Origin of the sequence: Streptomyces sp. NPDC000229, from assembly GCF_040300825.1 — a bacterium.
In the GTDB taxonomy this organism is placed as follows: Bacteria; Actinomycetota; Actinomycetes; order Streptomycetales; family Streptomycetaceae; genus Streptomyces.
Genome location: NZ_JBEPEL010000050.1, coordinates 35,078 through 52,729, shown reverse-complemented (window position 1 = coordinate 52,729; position 17,652 = coordinate 35,078). Strand labels below are relative to the sequence as shown.

Here is a 17,652-nt window from a genome sequence, read left to right as displayed (position 1 = left end):
TTGCAGGTCCACAGCTGGATCGGGGTGCCGTCGGTGCTCGCGCCGCCCGCGACGTCCGCGCACCTGCCGTTCACGCCCTTCACCGCACCCGTCCGGGGGCCCGGCTGCGGGGTGCCCCCGGACGTCTTGACGCGGACGTTGCGGAACGACACCTGATCGCCGTCACCATGGTTCTGGAGGCCGATGTGCCCCTGCGCGAGACTCCGGGCCGGGTCGGTGTTGGTGAAGTCGTTGATCTTGCGTCCGTTGAGGAAGACCTCCAGACGCTCACCCGTGACCCGGATCTCGTACGTGTTCCACTCGCCGGGCGGGTTGAGCGCGGCGTCACGGGCGGCGACGTCCGCCGACTGGAAGCCGTACACCGCGCCCGTCGTCCGGTCCGCGCTGTCGGTCGCGTCGATCTGGATCTCGTACCCGTTGTTCACCGCGGACCAGGGATCGTCGGAGGCCGGGAAGCCCACGAAGACCCCCGAATTGTCGTCCCCGTCCATCCGCCAGTCCAGCTTCAGCGAGTAGTCGCCGGTGAACTCCCGGGCGGAATACCACAGCATTCCCAGACCGCCCTGGGACGTGAGCGTGCCGTCGCTCAGGGTGAACGCCCCCGGCCCAGCCTGCTTCCAGCCGGCCGTGCCGGAACCGTCGAACAAGGGTACGTACCCCGTCTCCGGACGGCAGTCGGCCTCGGTCATCCCGGCCGCCCAGCGGATGCCGCCGAGCAGATGCCGCCGGAAGGCGGCCTCCGTGTACGACTCGTCCGTGTGGCCGCCACCCGTGTAGAAGGCACGGCCGCCCCGGTAGTCCTTGCACCAGGAGATCGGGTGGTCGCCGGACATGTTCCCGCCGGAGTAGCTGGACTCGTCGAGCGACGCGAGGACGTGTGCGGTGGTACGCGGGTTGGAGCGGTAGTTGTACCACTCGTCGAACCGCTGCCAGGTGGTGCCCAGGTGCGCCGTGGCGTCATGGGCGCGGTCCTCGACCTTCACCGTCGCCGTCTGGTTGTGCGGGTGGGAGTGGAACAGCGCACCGGCGAGGCCGGCGTAGAAGGGCCAGTCGTACTCCGTGTCGGCGGCCGCGTGGACGCCGACGTAACCGCCACCGCCCTGGATGTACTGCTCGAACGCGGTCTGCTGCGCCGCGTTCAGCACGTCCCCGGTGGTGGAGAGGAAGACGACGGCCTTGTACTGCGCCAGGTTCCCGGAGGTGAAGGCCTGGGCGTCCTCCGTCGCGTCGACGGTGAAGTTGTTGCCGCCGCCGAGTGCGCGCAGCGCCGCCAGCCCGTCGTCGATGGACGAGTGGCGGAAGCCCGCCGTCTTGGAGAAGGCGAGGATCTTGTACGCCGGGTCCGCGGCAGCCCGCGTACCGAGAGTCGGTCCCTGCTCGTTGAGGGCCGCCCCCGGGGCGGCGGACACGCACAGCAGCGCGCCCGCGAGCCAGCAACCGGCTCTGGTGAGAGTGGAACGCATAGCGGTTACGCCTCCTTCCTGCTACGGCAGGGTCCATTTCTGGTTGGGTCCGGTGTGGCAGGTCCACAGGTGCAGTCGGGTGCCGTCGTTCCAGGTGGAGCCTTCGGCGTCGAGGCATTTGCCGGACTGCGGGTTGTGCACGGTGCCGTCGGTCCGGGGCGTCCACTGCTGGGCTCCGGTGCCGTTGCAGGTCCACAGTTGGATCTTCGTGCCGTTGGCGGTGCCGCCGCCGCTGACGTCCAGGCATTTGCCCAGGGCCCTGAGGGTGCTGTCGCCGGGGAGGGTCCATTGCTGGGCCGTGGTGCTGTTGCAGGTCCACAGCTGGATCGGGGTGCCGTCGGTGCTCGCGCCGCCCGCGACGTCCGCGCACCTGCCGTTCACGCCCTTCACCGCACCCGTCCGCGGACCCGCGCTCCCCGTGCCGAAGTGGAAGTCGTCCACGTCGAACAGCGCGCCCGGGCCGCCCTTGAAGACGAGGTACAGCGTCGTCGTCCCGGCGGGCCGGTTCGAGAGCGTGGTGGAGACGTCCTGGAAGGTCTCCCAGCCGCCCGTCACCGGCACCGTCGCCGTGCCGAGCAGGGTGCCGGTTGGTGAGCCGGCCCGTACCTCCAGGGTGCCGCCGATACCGCCGGAGGCGACTCGGGCCGTGAACCGGGTGGCGTCGTCCAGCGCGTACGGCGTGAAGGAGATCCAGTCGCCGTTGTCGATGTGCCCGACCGTCCTGCCGCCGTGGGCGGGGGCGTGGGAGACGACCTGGACGCCCGATGAGCCGCCGTAGTGCTCGGCCTGCCGGTGGCTGGGCTGGCTGATGTTCTGGTCGTGCGTGGTCAGCGGCGGCTGGCCGTTCGCGCCCTTGTCGGTGTACTCCGCGTCCCAGACGCCGAAGATGTTCGCGTTCGGGTCGTGCTCGCCGTCCGCGATGGTCTGCACCGTGCCGGAGCAGCCGGTGGCGGAGGTCTGCGGATGGCCGTGGCTGTCGTGCCCGATGATGAAGGTGACCTTCACCTTCGCGCAGTCGACGGTCCCGTCCTCCGGATCGGTGACGGTGACCTTGAACGGCACGGCCGCGCCCGGGTCGATGATCCGGCCGTCGACGGGCAGTTCCAGCTTCACCGTCGGTGCCGTGTTGCCGACGGTCACCTGGACGGAGGCGGTGGCGCTGAGGCCGGTCGTGTCCGAGACGGTGACGGTGGCGGTGTACTGGCCGTTGGCCGTGTACGTGTGGGACGGGTTCGCCGCGGTGGAGGTCGCTCCGTCGCCGAACTTCCACGCGTACGTCAGCGGGTCGCCGTCCGGGTCGGAGCTGCCCGCCGAGGAGAACGCCACGGTCAGCGGCGCCTGTCCCGAGGTGCGGTCGGCCTTGGCCTGGGCCACCGGGGAGCGGCCCGCGGTGACGTGCTCGATGCGGTACAGGGCCGAGTTGGCGTCCCCGTTGAAGTAGCCGGTGCCGTAGTCCAGTACGTACAGGGCTCCGTCCGGGCCGAAGGCCATGTCCATCACCTGGGTGCCGGTCCAGGGGAAGGGGTTGATGGACTGGACGGTGCCGTCGGCGCCCTGCGCGATGCGCTTGATCCACTTGCGGCCGAACTCGCCGGCGAAAAAGTTCCCGTCGTAGCTCTGCGGGAACTTGACGGTCGACGTGGAGGCGGCGTCGTAGCGGTAGACCGGTCCGCCCATGGGGGACTCCGACCCGCTGCCGAACTCCGGTACGGAACCGCCGTCGTACGGGATCCAGGCGGGCTGTGCCGGCGGCAGGTCGGTCAGGCCGGTGTTGCGCGGTGAGGCGTTCTTCGGGGCCGCGCAGTCGAACTTCGCGCCGGTCGCGCCGCCGGCGAAGTCATGGTCGACGTACGCGTCGTTCCTGCCCGTGCAGTACGGCCAGCCGAAATTGCCGGCCTTCGTTATGCGGTTGAACTCGACCTGGCCGGCCGGGCCCCGGGTCGGGCTCGCGGTGCCGGCGTCGGGGCCGTAGTCCCCGACGTACACGGTGCCCGTGGGCTTGTCGACGCTCATCCGGAACGGGTTGCGGAAGCCCATGGCATAGATCTCGGGACGGGTCTTCGCGGTGCCGGGCGCGAAGAGATTGCCGGAGGGGATGGAGTACGAGCCGTCCGCGCCGACCTTGATCCGCAGTATCTTGCCGCGCAGGTCGTTGGTGTTGCCCGACGAACGCTGGGCGTCGTAAGCCGGGTTGCGGGACGGGCGCTCGTCGATCGGCGTGTAGCCGTCGGAGGCGAAGGGGTTGGAGTCGTCGCCGGTCGAGAGGTACAGATTGCCCTGGGCGTCGAAGTCGATGTCGCCGCCCACATGGCAGCAGATCCCGCGCGAGGCCGGTACGTCGAGGATCTTCTTCTCGGTGGCGGGGTCGAGGGTGCCGTCGGCGCGGAGGACGAAGCGCGACAGGCGGTTCACCCCGTCGAAGGGGGCGAAGTCGGCGGCCGTACCGTCACCGGGGGCGTCACCGCCCGGGGTGGAGAGCTTGGGCGCGTAGTACAGGTAGATGTGGCGGTTGGCGGTGAAGCCGGGGTCCACGCCGACGCCTTGCAGCCCTTCCTCGTCATGGGAATAGACGTCGAGCTTGCCCGACACCTTGGTCGTGCCGGCGGCGTCGGTGAGCCGCAGGGTGCCGTCGCGCGAGGTGTGCAGGACGGAGCGGTCGGGGAGTACCGCCATGGTCATCGGCTCGCCGGTCTCCGCCACGCCCTTGGCGAGGGTGACCTGTTGGAACTCCTCCGCCGCGGGGGCGGGGGCGGGGGCGGCGGCAGCGGTGGTGGCGATGGCGGTGGCGGGCGTCAGGAAGCCGGCGGCGAGTACCGCGGTGAGGAGGAAGGCCGGCCCCCGGCGGGGTCGTATCGGTCTTGTGCGCACAGGAGTCTCCCTGGGGGTGGGGGAAGCCCAGCGGCCCGGGGTGTGGGGCCGCAGGGGGAACACAAGGGGGAGCACAGGCGCGCGCCGTCGCGCCGAAGGTCGCCGGTCACGGCTCATGACCGGTTCGTTTCAAGGAAGTTAGCGGGCTTGGTCCGGCCGCGTAACCCCTTTCGCGGCGGCATTCGCAACTTCTTCCTGGGGCAGGACAAAGGACCGGCGGCCCGCCTGGAGAGACGGACCGCCGGTGGAACCCGTGTGGTGGAGCGTGGGCGTCAGAACACGCTCACGCCGTACGCGCTCAGCGCCTCGGTGACGGGCTGGAAGAACGTGGTGCCCCCGCTGGAGCAGTTGCCGCTGCCGCCGGAGGTCAGACCGAGCGCGGTGCTCCCCGAGAACAGCGCGCCGCCGCTGTCGCCGGGCTCGGCGCAGACGTTGGTCTGGATCATGCCGTAGACGACGTCGCCGTTGCCGTAGTTGACGGTTGCGTTGAGTCCGGTGACCGTGCCGCCGCGCAGCCCGGTGGTGCTTCCGCTGCGCTGCACGGACTGGCCGACGTACGCGTTGCCCGCGGCCGTGATGTCGCGGTAGCTGCCGTTGTACAGGTACACCCGGCCGTCCGCCGCCGAGGCGTTGGAGTGGCGGATGATGCCGTAGTCGTTGTTCGGGAAGCTGGAGCCGGTACGGGTGCCGAGCACCGCGGTGTTGGACGAGTTGGTGTACCAGGTGCTGCCGATGTTGGTGCAGTGACCGGCCGTCAGGGCGTAGTACGTGCTGCCGCTGCGGACGTTGAACCCGAGCGAGCAGCGTCCGCCGCCTGCGTAGATGGCCTGACCGCCCGCGATGAGCTTGTTGAACGTGCCCGGGGTGCGCTTGATCTCGAGGGCGCCGGCGCGGCTGCCCGCGGCCTCCTTGATCGTGGCGAGTTCGGCGGCCGAGACGGTCGAGTCGGCCGTGACGACGAGCTTGCCGGTCTTGGCGTCCGTGTACCAGGCGGTGCCCGGTACGTCCGCGCTCAGGACGGCGTCGCTCGCCTGGGCCAGCTGGGCGGCGGTGGCACGGCCGCCGTCGAGCGGGGCGGCGCCGGCGCTCGGGGCGGCAAGCGCGGAGGCGGCCAGGAGAGCGGCTGTGACGGCGGTCAGCCGTGCGCCTCTCGCGATGCCGCCGAGGGGGGTGAAGCGCTTGAAGTTCACTGCATCCTCCGGTGGGGGATCCGTGGCCCGCTGGGTGGGCGGGCCCGACAGGGCGCCGGCGAGGCGGTACGTGACGGGTGGGTGACCGTCATGTGCCTGACAAGCGGCGCGCTAGGAATCCTGGGCTCCGGTCGGGTGCGTGGGCAAGATCGCCTTTTGGCCGCGCTCGGCGCGCCCGTATGCCGGGTGGGCCGGGCGGGCCGCCTATGGGGTGGCGCGTGAGGGATGTGGTGCTTCTGGCGGCGCCCGGTCGGCGGGGCGGGAGGGGTGAGCAGCAAAGGCGGGGAACGTTTGCTGATTGGACGTCAGCTCGTCCGGAGGGCCGGGCCCCGTCCGGTGAGCCGGTGGGGGAGAGGGCCGTCGCGGTCGGCTGTCGAATACACCGTTCGATGCTGTTCAGCGTTCAACGGAAGGCGGGGGGCGAGGTGCTGCGGCCGGACCGGCTTCATCCGCTTCGCCGGGCGGCGGCGCGGGCCGACGGATGCCGGCGTTGCAGTGGCGCCCGCAATCAGGACGCCACGGAGTGAGCGAGAGCCCCCGGGTGCGGTGGCGCGACACACTGCCATGCCCCGGGGGCCCGAAGTCGTCCGGTTACTGACTCGGCCACCGCACGCGTCACTTCCTTATGCGTCAATCACTCCCGTTCGCCCAGCGCGCCGTCGTGTCCGAATCCAGCCCCTGGGGCCGGCGTGGTCGCTACGGTCGTCGAGATCGCGGCCGCGCGCCGGCGTCAGCAGGCCCACTCCTTGTCGGGGTCGAGTCCGCCCTCGAGCGGCTGGGTGAAGGAGAACCAGTTCCCCGAGTCGTCGCGGAAGATCGCCTCCGTACCGTAGGGCCGCTCCTGGGGCGGCTGGAGGAACTGCACACCCCGCGCCTTGAGCTTCTCGTAGTCCCCGTGGATGTCATCGGTGGCCAGCACACCCGCACCGAGGACGCCCTTGGACACCAGCTTCCTCATCGCCTCGGCGGACTCCGGATCCATGGCCGGTGCGCTCGGCACCATGAGCGTCAGCTCGACGTCGGGCTGGTCCTTGGCCCCGACGGTCAGCCAGCGCATACCGCCCTCGCCCATCGTCATGTCCGTACGGACCTCCAGCCCCAGCTTCTCGGTGTAGAACTCCTTGGCCCGGTCCTGGTCCAGGACCCAGACGGTGGAAATGGCGAGACCCTTGATCATGTCGTGCTCCTCAGCGGTCGGGCTTGCCCCGCCACCGTAGGCAGCGGACGCCTCAGCCCGCTTCTTCGGAATTGCGGTGCTCGGACGCCGGCAGCGCGTTCGGGAACCCGCCGGCCCACAGCATCGCGTAGCACCCGGGTATGAGCGCGGCCCCGCGGCCGACATGCTTGGCGCGGTACTCGGTGGGGGAGAGGCCGGTCTCCTTCTTGAAGCGGGCCGAGAACGTACCGAGGCTGGTGAAGCCGACCAGCGTGCAGATCTCGGTGACCGAGAGATTCGCGGTGCGGAGCATCTCCTCCGCCCGCTCGATGCGCCGCCTCGACAGGTACTGGCCGGGCGTCTCCCCGTACACCGCCTTGAACGCCCGGACGAAGTGATAGCGCGAATACCCCGCGTGCGCCGCAACCGCGTCCAGGTCGAGCGGCTCGGCCCAGTCGCGGTCCATCGCGTCCTTGGCGAGCCGCAGCTGCTTCAGGTGGCCCAGGTGCGTCGTCACGTTCCCATGCTGGCATGCGGCACCGACAACGCCCGGGGTGTAAAGAGCCGGGCTGCGAGGAAGTCGGGAGACACCAGGGAAGCCGGGTGAAGGAGAGGACGGGAGAGGACATGAAGGACCGCGATCACAACGACCACGAGCCCAAGACCGCCGCCGAAGAGGTCCTGGACGAGTTCGAGGAGGCCGAGCTGCGCCTCGACGACGGGGGCCCGGACGAGCACGACGGGGAAGCGGCGGACACCCTCACGCCCAGCCGGACCGGCCAGGAGTCGGTGCAGAACGACAAGCACCGCCGGGGCGGACGCTCCTCCTGACCGCGCCGGGCACGGCGGGAACGGCCAGCAACGGGGACGGGCCGCCATGGGAACGGGCCGTCGTGGGGACGGCCGCCACGGGGACGGGCCGTCGCGGGGACGGCAGGTCCGGGGTGTGTCCGGCGGCCACGCCGCATGGCATCCGTCAAGGCGGAGGGGAGGCCGTCTGCGACGCCGCGGCCTCGGGGCGCAGATCCGCCAGGTGCAGTGGACGCGCCGGGCGGTCCGGTACCGCGATACGGCTGCTGACGCCGAGGTCAGGGCCCACGTGGAGCAGCTCGCCCGGCTCCATGAGCCGCCAGTGCGGGTTGTCGTCCATGCGCTCGCTGGCGACGACGACCGCCGGGGCGCCGGTCAGGTCGGAGGAGTGGACGCGCATCCGGCCCTCCGCACCGCTGTGGTCGAGGTGCCGGTCGCCGTGGTGGCCGCCGGGCGGGCGGTGCAGGACGTACAGGCGGTGGGTGTCGGGGTAGCGCAGGGCCCACAGCTCGTCGCGGGTGACGAGGATCAGGTTCAGGGCGTAGAGGGGCAGGCGGCCGGCGACCCAGCGGGCGGCGTCCTCGATCCCCGCGGTGACATCGCCGCCATGGGCCCGGATGCGCCGGGTGATCAGCGCGAAGAAGCGCTCCGAGTCGGTGTCCCTCGCCACCAGCGCCCGGTCCTCCGCCAGCTCGGCATCGAGCGCCTCCGGTTCCTCGATCACCCCGTTGTGGGCGAAGAGCCGCCCCTCCTGGAGGAACGGGTGGGTGTTGCGGGCCGCCAGACCACCCGTGGACGCGTAGCGGACATGGGCGAGGAACGTGGCGGAACGGACCCGCCGGGCCTCCTCGGCGAAGGCGCGGTCCCGGTAGGCGGCGATGGGCGCCTTGTCGACCCGGGGGGTGCCGTCGTCCTCGAAGTGACCGAGGCCCGTGCCGTCCGGGTCGCGCCGGCTCTGGTCCCGCAGGCTGTCGGGGGCGTCCAGCAGCCAGAACGTGGCACGCGTACGCCGTGGGGCGCTGCTCATCCCGAACAGCCGGCACATGGGGGCTCCTCTCCGCCGATCCTTGATCGCGCTCAGTGTCTTCCGGGCCGCCTGGGATCCTTGGTCTCGGCACCGTGGGCGAAGCCGCCGGCGTCGTCGGCGTCGCGCTGCGGACCGGGCTGGCGCTCCAGCCGCGCCAGCACCCGGCGCAGGTCGTCCAGGAGCAGGTCGGCCAGGTCGTGTCCGAAGCCGTTGCGTACGACGACGCGCAGCACCGCGAGATCGTCGCGGTTCTTCGGGAAGGTGTAGGCGGGCACCAGCCAGCCACGCTCTCGCAGCGCCGCGGACACGTCGTACACGCTGTACGCCTCGACGCCCTCCCTGATCCGGAAGGCGAACACCGGCGCCTGCCCGCCGTCCGTGACGAGCTCGAACGGCCCCAGTCCGGCGATGCGCCCCGCCAGCCGCATCGCGACGTCCCGGCAGGTCTGCTGCACCCGGCGGTAGCCGTCGAAACCCAGCCGCAAGAAGGTGTAGTACTGCGCGATCACCTGGGCGCCGGGCCGGGAGAAGTTCAGCGCGAAGGTCGGCATGTCCCCGCCCAGGTAGTTGACGTGGAAGACGAGGTCGTCGGGGAGCGCGTCGGCGTCCCTCCACAGCGCCCAGCCCACCCCCGGCATCACCAGCCCGTACTTGTGCCCGGACGTGTTGATGGACGCCACCCGCCGTAGCCGGAAGTCCCACTCCAGGCCGGGATCGATGAACGGCGCGATCATGGCCCCGGACGCGCCGTCCACATGGATCGGCACGTCCAGGCCCGTGCGCGCCTCCAGATCGTCCAGGGCTGCCGCGATGTCCGCGACGGGCTCGTAGCTGCCGTCGAACGTCGAGCCCAGTACGGCGACGACCCCGATCGTGTTCTCGTCGCACAGCTCGACCGCGGTTTCCGGTGTCAGGTGGTACCGGTCACCCTCCATGGGGACGTAGCGGGGCTCGACCTCGAAGTAGTCGGCGAACTTCTCCCAGCAGATCTGCACGTTGATGCCCATCACCAGGTTGGGCCGGTCCGCGGGCTCGCCCGCCGCCCGGCGCCGGTGCTGCCAGCGCCGCTTGAGCGCCAGCCCGGCCAGCATCGCCGCCTCGCTCGACCCGGTGGTGGAACAGCCGACCACCTGGTGGGGGCCCTCGGCGTGCCAGAGGCGGGCCAGCATCTGCACGCACCGCGTCTCCAGCTCGGCGGTCTGCGGGTACTCGTCCTTGTCGATCATGTTCTTGTCGGCGCACTCGGCCATCAGGCGCTGGGCCTGAGGCTCCGCCCACGTACTGACGAACGTCGCCAGGTTCAGCCGGGCGTTGCCGTCCAGCATCAGCTCGTCGTGCACCAGCTGGTAGGCGGTGTCGGGGTCCATCGCCTCGTCCGGCAGGGCATGGCGCGGAACGGTGACGGGCTCACGGCTGAAGAGCGGGTTGAGCTGGAGGTCGCGGCTGCGCCGCACGTCGTGCCGGGAACGGCTCGCTCGGTTCAGGGGCATCGCTCGGCGTCCTTCCGCACGGATCGGCCCGTGCCTTCATGCGCCCTTCCCGCCCTTCGAGGCCCCGCCCCGCCCGCCGCCGCCATTCCCCCCGGAATGGCCCAACACCCGGCCACGCGCCGACACGATGGCCGCCTGCCCCCCACCTGGGAGGCGGCGTGGCCGTACGCGCGGTCCGCAGCGCCGTCGCGCGGTCGGTGACGTGTCGGCCTGAGCAGCACCACCCGGGTGCCCAGCCCTTCGAGCGGTGCAAGAGCATGTCCGCCCGCTCCGGGACCTCCGCCCGGACGCCGACGCGGAGGGGAGGTCCACCACGGGTGAGGTCAGCGGACGCGCTTCTCCGCCAGCGGCGCGACGCCCAGCCGCGGAGGTGCCCCGTCGGGCAGGTGCGGTGTATGGCTCACCAGACGGGCGGAGTTGGCGACGACCGCGATGCTGCTGGTGTTGTGCAGCAGCGCCGCCAGCACCGGGTTGATCGAACCGCCCGCCCCGGCGACGAGCCCGAGGAGGTTGACGCCGATGGACAGCCCGTAGTTCTGGCGCACGACCCGCAGGGTGTGGCGGCTCAGCTCCACGACCGCGACGACCTGACGCAGGTCGTTGCCGGCGAGCGCGATGTCGGCCGTCTCCAGCGCCACGTGCGAGGAGTGGGCGCCCATCACGATCCCCACGTCCGCGAGGGCGAGCGCGGGCGCGTCATTGGTGCCGTCGCCGACCATGGCGACGGTGTGCCCCTCGTCGCGCAGGTCGCGGATGAGCTGGAGCTTCGCCTCCGGCAGCGCGTGCGCGTGAACCTCCGCGATGCCCAGCGCGTCCGCCACCGCCTGCGCCGTCTCCGGAGCGTCACCGGTGAGCAGGGCGATCCGCGACACCCCCAGCTCGGTCAGCTGACGGATCACGGTGTCGGCCCCGCCGCGTACCGCGTCGGACAGGCCCAGCATGCCGATCAGCCGGTCGTCGTGCGCCAGGCAGATCACCGTCTCACCCGCCGCCCGCAGCCTCCCGGTCCACTCCCGGGCCACCTCCGGCAGCGCCAGACCGTGCCGCCGCAGCAGCGCCGGGCTGCCCACCAGCAGCCGGCTGCCGTCCAGTTCGGCCCGCACCCCCATACCGAGGACCACCTCGCACGCCTGGTGGATGGGGATGTGCAGATGCTGCTCCTCGGTACGGCGGACGATCGCCTCCGCCAACGGGTGGCGCGCGTGCAGCTCACCGGAGGCCGCCAGGCTCAGCACCTGGTCGGCGGTGAACGCCTCGTCCAGCGTGACGACGCTGGTCACCAGCGGCCGTCCCAGCGTCAGCGTGCCCGTTTTGTCGAACACCACGGCGGTCACCCGGCCGATCCCCTCCAGGTGGGTGCCGCCCTTGATGAGCGTGCCGTGCCGGGCACCGTTGCCGATGGCGGCGCTGATCGCCGTGGGCGTCGCCAGCCCCACCGCGCACGGGCACGCCACCAGCAGCATGGTCATGGCGCGCCGCGCGTCGCGGGTGAGCGCGAAGGTGACGGCGGCCAGCGCGAAGGAGACCGGCACGAACCGGCGGGTGAACCCCGTGGCGACCGTCTGGATCGGCGCCCGGTCCGCCTGCGCCTCCTCCACCCGGCCGATGATCCGGCCGACGGTGGTGTCACGCCCCACCGAGGTGGCGCGGACGGTCAGCGACCCGTTGGTGATGATGGTGCCCGCGTACACCTCGGCGCCGGGCTGTACGTACACGGGCAGCGCCTCGCCCGTGATGGCGGCCTGGTCGACCAGCGCCTCACCGGAGTCCACCGTCCCGTCCACGGGGATGCGGTGGTGCTCGTACACCGCGACCAGGTCACCCGCCTCGACCTCGTCGAGACCCACCTCCACCTCGACGCCCTCGCGAACCAGCCAGACCCGCTCGTCACCGATGGTCAGCAACTCCTCGATGGCCCGCCGCGTCCTCCGCAGCGTCAACGCCTGCAGGAACTCACCGATGTTGAGCAGCCACAGCACCATCAGCGCCACCACGTTCTCCCGCAGCACCAGCGAGATCACCGTCGCCGCCGTGACCAGCAGATCCGTGCCCGCGTGCCGTTTCCCGCCGAGCGACCGCACGGCGCCCCTGAAGAACGGCAGCCCGGTGAACACGGTCACCACACCGAGCAGGCCCGACGCCCGGGTCGGTCCCCAGGGCGGCCGGCCCAGCAGCCGCCGCGCGCCCACCAGCACCAGCACCGCCCCGCCCACCACCAGTCGGGCGACCTCCCCCGTCGAGGAGTCCGGCACCGAGCGGCTCGCCCTGTCCGGCGCCCCGGGAGGCGGCCTCTCCGACAGGGCGGCCACCAGCCGGTCGACGTCCAGCAGGTCCGGCTCCACCCAGATCAGTACGCAACCGGTGCGCGGGAACACGCGCAGCGCCCGGAAGCCCCGCACATCCGCCAGCCGTTCGTCCACGACCCCCGCACAGCCGGGGCGCCGCTGGAGCCACGGCACGGTCAGCCGTACCCGGCCGGCCGCGGCGGAACGGACGACGACCGATCCCTCGCCGGACATGGCCGGTCAGTGCTCGTGATCGTGGTCGTGGCCCTCGACGCCCACCGCCGACGGCGGCGGCGCCTCCTCGCCCAACTGCTGCCGGGCCTCCGCCAGCAGGTCACCGGCCTTCAACCGCGCCTCCTCGGCGGCGGCTCCCAGCCGGCGCCCCGCCACGATGCCACCCGCCATGCCGTTCACCAGTGCCCTGCGGGCGGCGGGCTTCGCCGTGGGCGCCGCCTTGACGGCCGCTCGGATGACCAGCCCCCCGACGACTCCGGACACGGCATGGTGGGCCAGCCGGCCGACGGCCGCGCCGGCGACTGCTGCGGGATGCATCTGAGGCCTCCTTGCGTTCGTGGACGCGGTACGCGGTACGCGGAGGCGGGACCGGGAGGCGGAACGCGGAAGGGAAAGGAACGTATACGCGCTCGGGGAACGAGGGTGCGAAACCGGTCGACCGCCTCCCCTCCAGTGTGGCACCGCCCTGCCGCACGTGCCCCGGACGAAGCGGCGACCGTAGTGCTCCGTACCTGGTCGGACACCCAACGCAACGGGAACGGCCGGTACGAGCCACCGCATGTAACGGGTTTCGCCGGGACCGGTGCGCCGCCCCCTGGCGTGCCGATACGGTCCGCCCATGGACGACTTCGAGTTGACCAAGGGCATCGACCCGTGCACGCGGCCCGACCAGTTCGTGCAACTCCGGCTGGCGGCCTACGACGCGGCCGCGGACGCCGGCATCTCCTGGGCCCTCAAGGCCCAGCAGCCGCGCCGGGCCGAAATACGGATCGCGCGGGAGCTGCACCAGGACATCCAGGCGGCACGGGCCGCCTGGGGCGCCCCCGACACCCCCGACGACCACTGGCCACAGCTTGTCCGCAGGCTCCACAGCCTGCTCCACATCAGCAACCTCATACCCGCCCTCCTGGAGACCAGCGGCGGACAGGACCTCGACGAGGACCTGGTCCAGGCACTGCGGACGGCCGCCGTGATGTGCGGCGGATTCGACGGGCCGCTCACCGAGCTCGAGGAGTGCCTCCGCGACACCTCCCGCCACCACCGCCACACCGTCGACCTGGATCTCCTGGCGGCGGCGTCCCGGCACGCCCTCACCGCCCTGCTCCTCCTGGACAAAAAACTGTTGTCGAAGATCGCCGCCCGGGGGAGCACTCTGTAGAGCCTCCTCATACCGCCGGTCCCGCCAGGTGCCGCCCGGGACGGTGGCGGATGCGTGCGGCCAGCACCGCCACGTCGTCCTCCGCCCCGTGCGCCTCCAGCCGGGCGAGCACCTGGTCGAGCAGCTCCCTGCGTCCCGGCCCGGGCGGCAGACGCAGCGCGGCCGGCCGTGCCGGCGACACGTCGATGTCCTCGCCGCGCCGCTCCACGAGGCCGTCCGTGCACAACACCAGCGTCTCCGACGGGTCGAGATCGCGGACGCTCAGCTCATAACCCCCCACGCCCGTCCCCAGCGCCGGCCCGGCCGGCACGTGCAGCAGCTCCCCGGTGCCGCCCACGGCGAACACGGCAGGCGGGAGGTGCCCGGCACTGGCGAACGCCGCCTTGCCGCGCGCCGGATCGACCCGGACGAGCAGGCAGGTGGCCGCTCCGCGCAGGTGGTCCGCTCGTCCAGACTGGTCCCGATGGATTCGACGGCCTGCTCCTCCACCCCCAGCCGGGCCACGACAGGGGCGGCGCGGCCACGCGTCAGGTCCGCGGAGTCACTGCCCTCGGTCAACGACAGCACCTCCGTGCCTGGAGCCGGCCCCATCCCAACGGAACGGCGCCGGACCGCGCCCGGGTGACCGCACGCCTCGGTCACCGCTCCCCGGCTTGCCCGGTCACCGCCGCCCGAGCCGCCGCAAGGACCGGCGCAGGAACCGCCGCAGCCGCCGCACCGGCCGGTACGGCCCGCGGCGCGCCGGTCGCTCCCCGGCACCGCCCAGCGGGATCTGCGGCATCAGATAGCGCATACCGCCGCTCTCGAGCACGCAGAAGGGCACCCCGCCCATTTCGCGGGGGTGGCTGACCGTGATGGCGAACGGTCGCGGCGGATCACCGGGCAGTTCCGCCGTCACCGTGCCGCCCTTGCGACGGCCCGGCCCGTACGCGACGACCTTGCCGTCCACGAGCACCTCGAACCCACCCGCGCCACCGACGAACTGGACGGTGACGGAGTGCCCGTCCTGATCGACATGGAAACGGTGACCGAGAGCCATGACGCGCCTCCCGGGCCGGTACGAATCGCCGTAAACCCAGCGTACGTACCGCGACCCCACCGCGTCTCACCCCCAGAGCGCCTCCGCCACCGATACGCCCGCGAAGACCGCGCCCAGGCCGGCGGCCACACTGCCGACCACGTTCAGGGCCGCGTAGAGCACGGCCCCGCCCTCCACCAGGCGCAGCGACTCGTAGGAGAACGTCGAGTAGGTGGTGAGCGCCCCGCACAGTCCCGTGCCCAGCAGCAGCCGCAGCCCCGACGAAGCCGCCCCCGCCGTGACCGCCCCTGTCACCACACCCAGCACCAGGCAGCCCACCACATTGACCGTGAACGTCCCCCAGGGGAAGACCGAGTCGTGCCTGGCCTGCACCGCCCGGTCGGTCAGGTACCGCAGCGGAGCCCCGACCGCCGCGCCCGTGATCACCCACACCCAGTTCACGTCGCCCTCTCCCCGTCGGCGTACCGGACGACCTCGCAGGCGTCGAGCACCACCAGCCCGTCCCCGAGCAGGCCGTCCAAGTGCGGCAGGAAGGCCCGCACGCGCTCCTCGGCGTCCACGATCACGATCGCGACCGGCAGGTCCTCGCTCAGCGACAGCAGCCGTGCGGTGTGGACCAGGGACGACGCCCCGAAGCCCTCGAAGCCGCGGAAGACCGAGGCCCCGGCCAACCCCGCCTCATGCGCCCGGTGGACGATCTCGCTGTACACGGGCCGGTGACGCCAGACGTCGTTCTCCCCCACGAAGATCGTCGCCCGCAGTGCCCGCTCGCCCACCGCCGGTCCGGTCATACCCGCCTCCACGCGATCACGCGGCGCGTCAGCCACGCCGCCGTCCCCACCGCCGCCAGCGCCGCCAGTGGCGTCAGCCCCAGATACACCAGCCCGGTCCCGGCCCGGCCGCCCTCCACCAGCTGCTGGACGTCCACCGCGTACGTCGAGAACGTGGTGAACCCGCCGAGGACTCCGGTACCGAAGAAGGGCCGCACCAGCCGGTGGGCGGCCCAGACCTCGCTGATCACCACCATGAACACACCGATCAGCGCGCAGCCCACGGCGTTGACGCCCAGCGTGGTCCACGGAAAGCCGCTCACGGGGGTCGGCCACAGCAGCGAAGCGCCGTAGCGCGCCGAGGCGCCCATGGCCCCGCCCAGCGCCACGACGGCCACCACCGGCGCCTGGGCGCGCCACGCTGTCATCAACGTCCATTTCCACCGGCCGGGGCGGCCCCCCGGGTCGACCGCGGCCGTCAGAGTAACGCGCCTACCGCCGCAGGCCGTCCAGGGGCTTCAGGTCGGTGTCGTTCAGAGCGCGCCCGGCGCTCTGCGGCCCGGGGCTGCCGGTGTTGCCGTACGCCTGGGTCGAGAAGTTGCCGTTCTGCGTGTGCACCCCGCGGTCGCCCACCGCGGAGGCCATGGGGGCGGAGGCACCGAGAACGGCCGCGGCGACGCCGGCGGTGGCCAGAACCTTCTTGATCATGGGATCGTCCTTGTCGTCGGAGGTCGTCGGAGGTCGTCGAAGAGCGTCGAAGCGACCGGGAGTTCGGTCTGCGTAACGGTCCCGCGCCGACGGACGTATGCCGTATTCACCCGTTTGCCGGGGTGACCGGGCCGGTGGTCAGCGGCGCACCGGCCGGAAGTACCGCTCCAGGGCCCACGCCGACAGCCGCTCGCCGACGGCGTTGCCCACGGTGTCGGCGAACCGGGTGTGGATGCCTCCCCAGACGCGGGCGTTCACCACGTCCCGGTTGTAGTCGCGGGCGTAGCGGTAGTGCCGGGTCGTCCCGGTGCCCCGGGACGGGATGAAGAGGTCGACGCGGGAGGTCCCGAAGAGCCCGGTGAGGGTGCGCATCAGGGCGCCGCCGGACGCCGCGTGCCCACTGAGGTAGTCCGGGTGCGGAGGGGTGTTCAGCAGCGGTTCCCAGCGGGGGTCGGCCCGGGTGGCCGGATTGCCGTCCCGGTCGGCCTCCCGGATGGCGGTGACGGGCCGCCAGGTGCCGTAGTGCAGCTTGGAGTCCCAGGCGGTCACGGCCGCGTCCAGCTGGGTGGTGTTGGCGGCCGCGTACAGCCGGGCCGTGTCCGCGATGTCGAAACGGTGCCGCTCCGCGTGGTCGCCCAGCGCCTTCTGGACGTCCAGGTTCGTGAAGTACACCGCCGTCTCGGTCTGCCAGGGCGTCCGCGCCGATCCCGTCCTGGCGCCGAACGCCCGCACTTCGGCCAGGTCCCTGGTGTACCGGACGGAGGTGAGCCGCGGCGGGGGAGGGGGCCGGAACCGGTCGGGCGAGTCGATGAGCATCGGGCGCAGCCGGCCCAGCCAGGCGCTCGCGAACGGCTGGTGACCCGGCGGCGTGGGCCGCCAGACACCGGGTGCGGGGTACGCGGTGAACGGCACCGACGCGCCACGGCCGTCTCCGGCGCGCAGCGCCAGGACGTGGTCGGCGGCGCGCTCGCCGAAGGCGACGCCCTCCCGCTCGGCCCGGCCGTCCGGTACCCGCGCGAGACTCGCGGCGTAGAGCTTCCGCAGCCGGGACCCGGCCGCCGGGAAGGAGACCCGCAGCAGCCGGTACGCCGCTGCCGCCGCCGCGGCCTCCGAGGACGCCGTACGCGGGCCCCGCGCATGCCAGCGGTACGGTTCGTACCGTCCTTCGATGCCGACCACCGCGTTGTACACGGCCGTGGCGACGAACGCGTGCCAGATCAGTTCCTCCGGGGCGGTCAGCCCGCCGTGCGGGTCGACCGTGTTTGTCACGGCGCCCAGCCACTCGCCGACCACCGCGCCCGACGGCCGGGCGGGGACGTGGTCGCGCGCCGCTCCCGCCGAGGCGTGCGGAACGGCCGCCGCCAGCGCCGCCAGTCCGGTCGCGGCGGCGACCGCCACGGCCGCACGGCGTCCCACTCCCTTGCGTCGCACAGCGAAACTCCTCGCGCAGGTG

At 72.2% G+C, this 17,652-nt stretch carries 18 protein-coding genes; 2 read left to right on the top strand and 16 right to left on the bottom strand.

Annotated elements, in window-relative coordinates:
- From ABT360_RS22990 to ABT360_RS22970, 5 genes are all read right to left on the bottom strand, one after another.
- Positions 1-1,463: ThuA domain-containing protein (locus ABT360_RS22990; protein WP_351819519.1), on the bottom strand; the 1,463-nt coding region annotated here is incomplete at its 3' end.
- 21 nt (positions 1,464-1,484) lie between these two features.
- Complete coding sequence (locus ABT360_RS22985; protein ID WP_444852310.1) at positions 1,485-4,331, bottom strand: PQQ-dependent sugar dehydrogenase; 2,847 nt, start codon at positions 4,329-4,331, stop codon at positions 1,485-1,487.
- Between the two features lie 272 nt (positions 4,332-4,603).
- Entirely contained in the window at positions 4,604-5,521 is a 918-nt protein-coding gene (locus ABT360_RS22980; protein WP_351819516.1) for a S1 family peptidase, read from the bottom strand.
- Positions 5,522-6,251: 730 nt separating this feature from the next.
- Positions 6,252-6,698, bottom strand: a complete 447-nt coding sequence (locus ABT360_RS22975; RefSeq protein ID WP_351819513.1) for a VOC family protein — start codon at positions 6,696-6,698, stop codon at positions 6,252-6,254.
- 52 nt (positions 6,699-6,750) lie between these two features.
- Complete coding sequence (locus ABT360_RS22970) at positions 6,751-7,143, bottom strand: helix-turn-helix transcriptional regulator (RefSeq protein ID WP_351819531.1); 393 nt, start codon at positions 7,141-7,143, stop codon at positions 6,751-6,753.
- 161 nt (positions 7,144-7,304) lie between these two features.
- On the opposite strand from ABT360_RS22970, the gene ABT360_RS22965 reads away from it, so the two are divergent.
- Positions 7,305-7,508 carry a hypothetical protein gene (locus tag ABT360_RS22965; RefSeq protein WP_351819511.1) on the top strand — a complete coding sequence of 68 codons (204 nt, stop codon included), beginning with the start codon at positions 7,305-7,307 and terminating at the stop codon, positions 7,506-7,508.
- Positions 7,509-7,653: 145 nt separating this feature from the next.
- Here ABT360_RS22965 and ABT360_RS22960 read toward each other — a convergent pair whose 3' ends face one another.
- The 4 genes from ABT360_RS22960 to ABT360_RS22945 form a co-directional block, all read right to left on the bottom strand.
- Entirely contained in the window at positions 7,654-8,532 is an 879-nt protein-coding gene (locus ABT360_RS22960) for a class II glutamine amidotransferase (protein WP_351819508.1), read from the bottom strand.
- Positions 8,533-8,564: 32 nt separating this feature from the next.
- A complete protein-coding gene (locus tag ABT360_RS22955) occupies positions 8,565-10,004 on the bottom strand; it encodes a glutamate decarboxylase (protein ID WP_351819505.1) in 1,440 nt (479 codons plus the stop codon).
- Between the two features lie 323 nt (positions 10,005-10,327).
- Positions 10,328-12,523, bottom strand: coding sequence for a heavy metal translocating P-type ATPase (locus ABT360_RS22950; RefSeq protein ID WP_351819503.1), 2,196 nt, complete (start codon positions 12,521-12,523; stop codon positions 10,328-10,330).
- Positions 12,524-12,529: 6 nt separating this feature from the next.
- Positions 12,530-12,841, bottom strand: a complete 312-nt coding sequence (locus tag ABT360_RS22945) for a DUF1490 family protein (protein WP_351819500.1) — start codon at positions 12,839-12,841, stop codon at positions 12,530-12,532.
- A gap of 301 nt (positions 12,842-13,142) precedes the next feature.
- Between ABT360_RS22945 and ABT360_RS22940 the strand changes: the two genes are divergently transcribed.
- A complete protein-coding gene (locus ABT360_RS22940; protein WP_351819497.1) occupies positions 13,143-13,682 on the top strand; it encodes a hypothetical protein in 540 nt (179 codons plus the stop codon).
- 7 nt (positions 13,683-13,689) lie between these two features.
- On the opposite strand, the gene ABT360_RS22935 is transcribed toward ABT360_RS22940, so the two are convergent.
- From ABT360_RS22935 to ABT360_RS22905, 7 genes are all read right to left on the bottom strand, one after another.
- Positions 13,690-14,097 carry a PP2C family protein-serine/threonine phosphatase gene (locus tag ABT360_RS22935; protein ID WP_444852312.1) on the bottom strand — a complete coding sequence of 136 codons (408 nt, stop codon included), beginning with the start codon at positions 14,095-14,097 and terminating at the stop codon, positions 13,690-13,692.
- 246 nt (positions 14,098-14,343) lie between these two features.
- Entirely contained in the window at positions 14,344-14,721 is a 378-nt protein-coding gene (locus ABT360_RS22930) for a hypothetical protein (RefSeq protein ID WP_351819494.1), read from the bottom strand.
- A 66-nt stretch (positions 14,722-14,787) separates the two neighbouring features.
- On the bottom strand, positions 14,788-15,162 hold the full coding sequence (crcB, locus tag ABT360_RS22925; protein ID WP_351819491.1) for a fluoride efflux transporter CrcB: 375 nt from the start codon (positions 15,160-15,162) through the stop codon (positions 14,788-14,790).
- Positions 15,159-15,512 (bottom strand): DUF190 domain-containing protein, encoded by a 354-nt coding sequence (locus tag ABT360_RS22920; RefSeq protein ID WP_351819488.1) that lies wholly within the window; start codon positions 15,510-15,512, stop codon positions 15,159-15,161. Before ABT360_RS22920 ends, crcB begins: the two co-directional genes overlap by 4 nt.
- The gene (locus ABT360_RS22915) at positions 15,509-15,919 is read right to left on the bottom strand and encodes a fluoride efflux transporter FluC (protein WP_351819485.1); all 411 of its coding nucleotides are present in this window, start codon (positions 15,917-15,919) and stop codon (positions 15,509-15,511) included. The genes ABT360_RS22920 and ABT360_RS22915 overlap by 4 nt, the downstream gene beginning before the upstream one ends.
- Positions 15,920-15,983: 64 nt before the next feature.
- Positions 15,984-16,199: a hypothetical protein gene (locus tag ABT360_RS22910; RefSeq protein WP_351819482.1), complete on the bottom strand. Its 216-nt coding sequence runs from the start codon at positions 16,197-16,199 to the stop codon at positions 15,984-15,986.
- A gap of 138 nt (positions 16,200-16,337) precedes the next feature.
- Entirely contained in the window at positions 16,338-17,630 is a 1,293-nt protein-coding gene (locus tag ABT360_RS22905; RefSeq protein ID WP_351819479.1) for a vanadium-dependent haloperoxidase, read from the bottom strand.
- Between the last annotated feature and the right edge of the window lie 22 nt (positions 17,631-17,652).

Coding starts and splice junctions, on each gene's coding strand:
- ABT360_RS22920 (WP_351819488.1), bottom strand. CDS start 15,512: ATGACCGGACCGGCGGTGGGCGAGCGGGCACTGCGGGCGACGATCTTC.
- ABT360_RS22930 (WP_351819494.1), bottom strand. CDS start 14,721: ATGGCTCTCGGTCACCGTTTCCATGTCGATCAGGACGGGCACTCCGTC.
- ABT360_RS22975 (WP_351819513.1), bottom strand. CDS start 6,698: ATGATCAAGGGTCTCGCCATTTCCACCGTCTGGGTCCTGGACCAGGAC.
- ABT360_RS22965 (WP_351819511.1), top strand. CDS start 7,305: ATGAAGGACCGCGATCACAACGACCACGAGCCCAAGACCGCCGCCGAA.
- ABT360_RS22940 (WP_351819497.1), top strand. CDS start 13,143: ATGGACGACTTCGAGTTGACCAAGGGCATCGACCCGTGCACGCGGCCC.
- ABT360_RS22945 (WP_351819500.1), bottom strand. CDS start 12,841: ATGCATCCCGCAGCAGTCGCCGGCGCGGCCGTCGGCCGGCTGGCCCAC.
- ABT360_RS22955 (WP_351819505.1), bottom strand. CDS start 10,004: ATGCCCCTGAACCGAGCGAGCCGTTCCCGGCACGACGTGCGGCGCAGC.
- ABT360_RS22950 (WP_351819503.1), bottom strand. CDS start 12,523: ATGTCCGGCGAGGGATCGGTCGTCGTCCGTTCCGCCGCGGCCGGCCGG.
- ABT360_RS22960 (WP_351819508.1), bottom strand. CDS start 8,532: ATGTGCCGGCTGTTCGGGATGAGCAGCGCCCCACGGCGTACGCGTGCC.
- ABT360_RS22970 (WP_351819531.1), bottom strand. CDS start 7,143: ATGGACCGCGACTGGGCCGAGCCGCTCGACCTGGACGCGGTTGCGGCG.
- ABT360_RS22910 (WP_351819482.1), bottom strand. CDS start 16,199: ATGATCAAGAAGGTTCTGGCCACCGCCGGCGTCGCCGCGGCCGTTCTC.
- ABT360_RS22915 (WP_351819485.1), bottom strand. CDS start 15,919: ATGACAGCGTGGCGCGCCCAGGCGCCGGTGGTGGCCGTCGTGGCGCTG.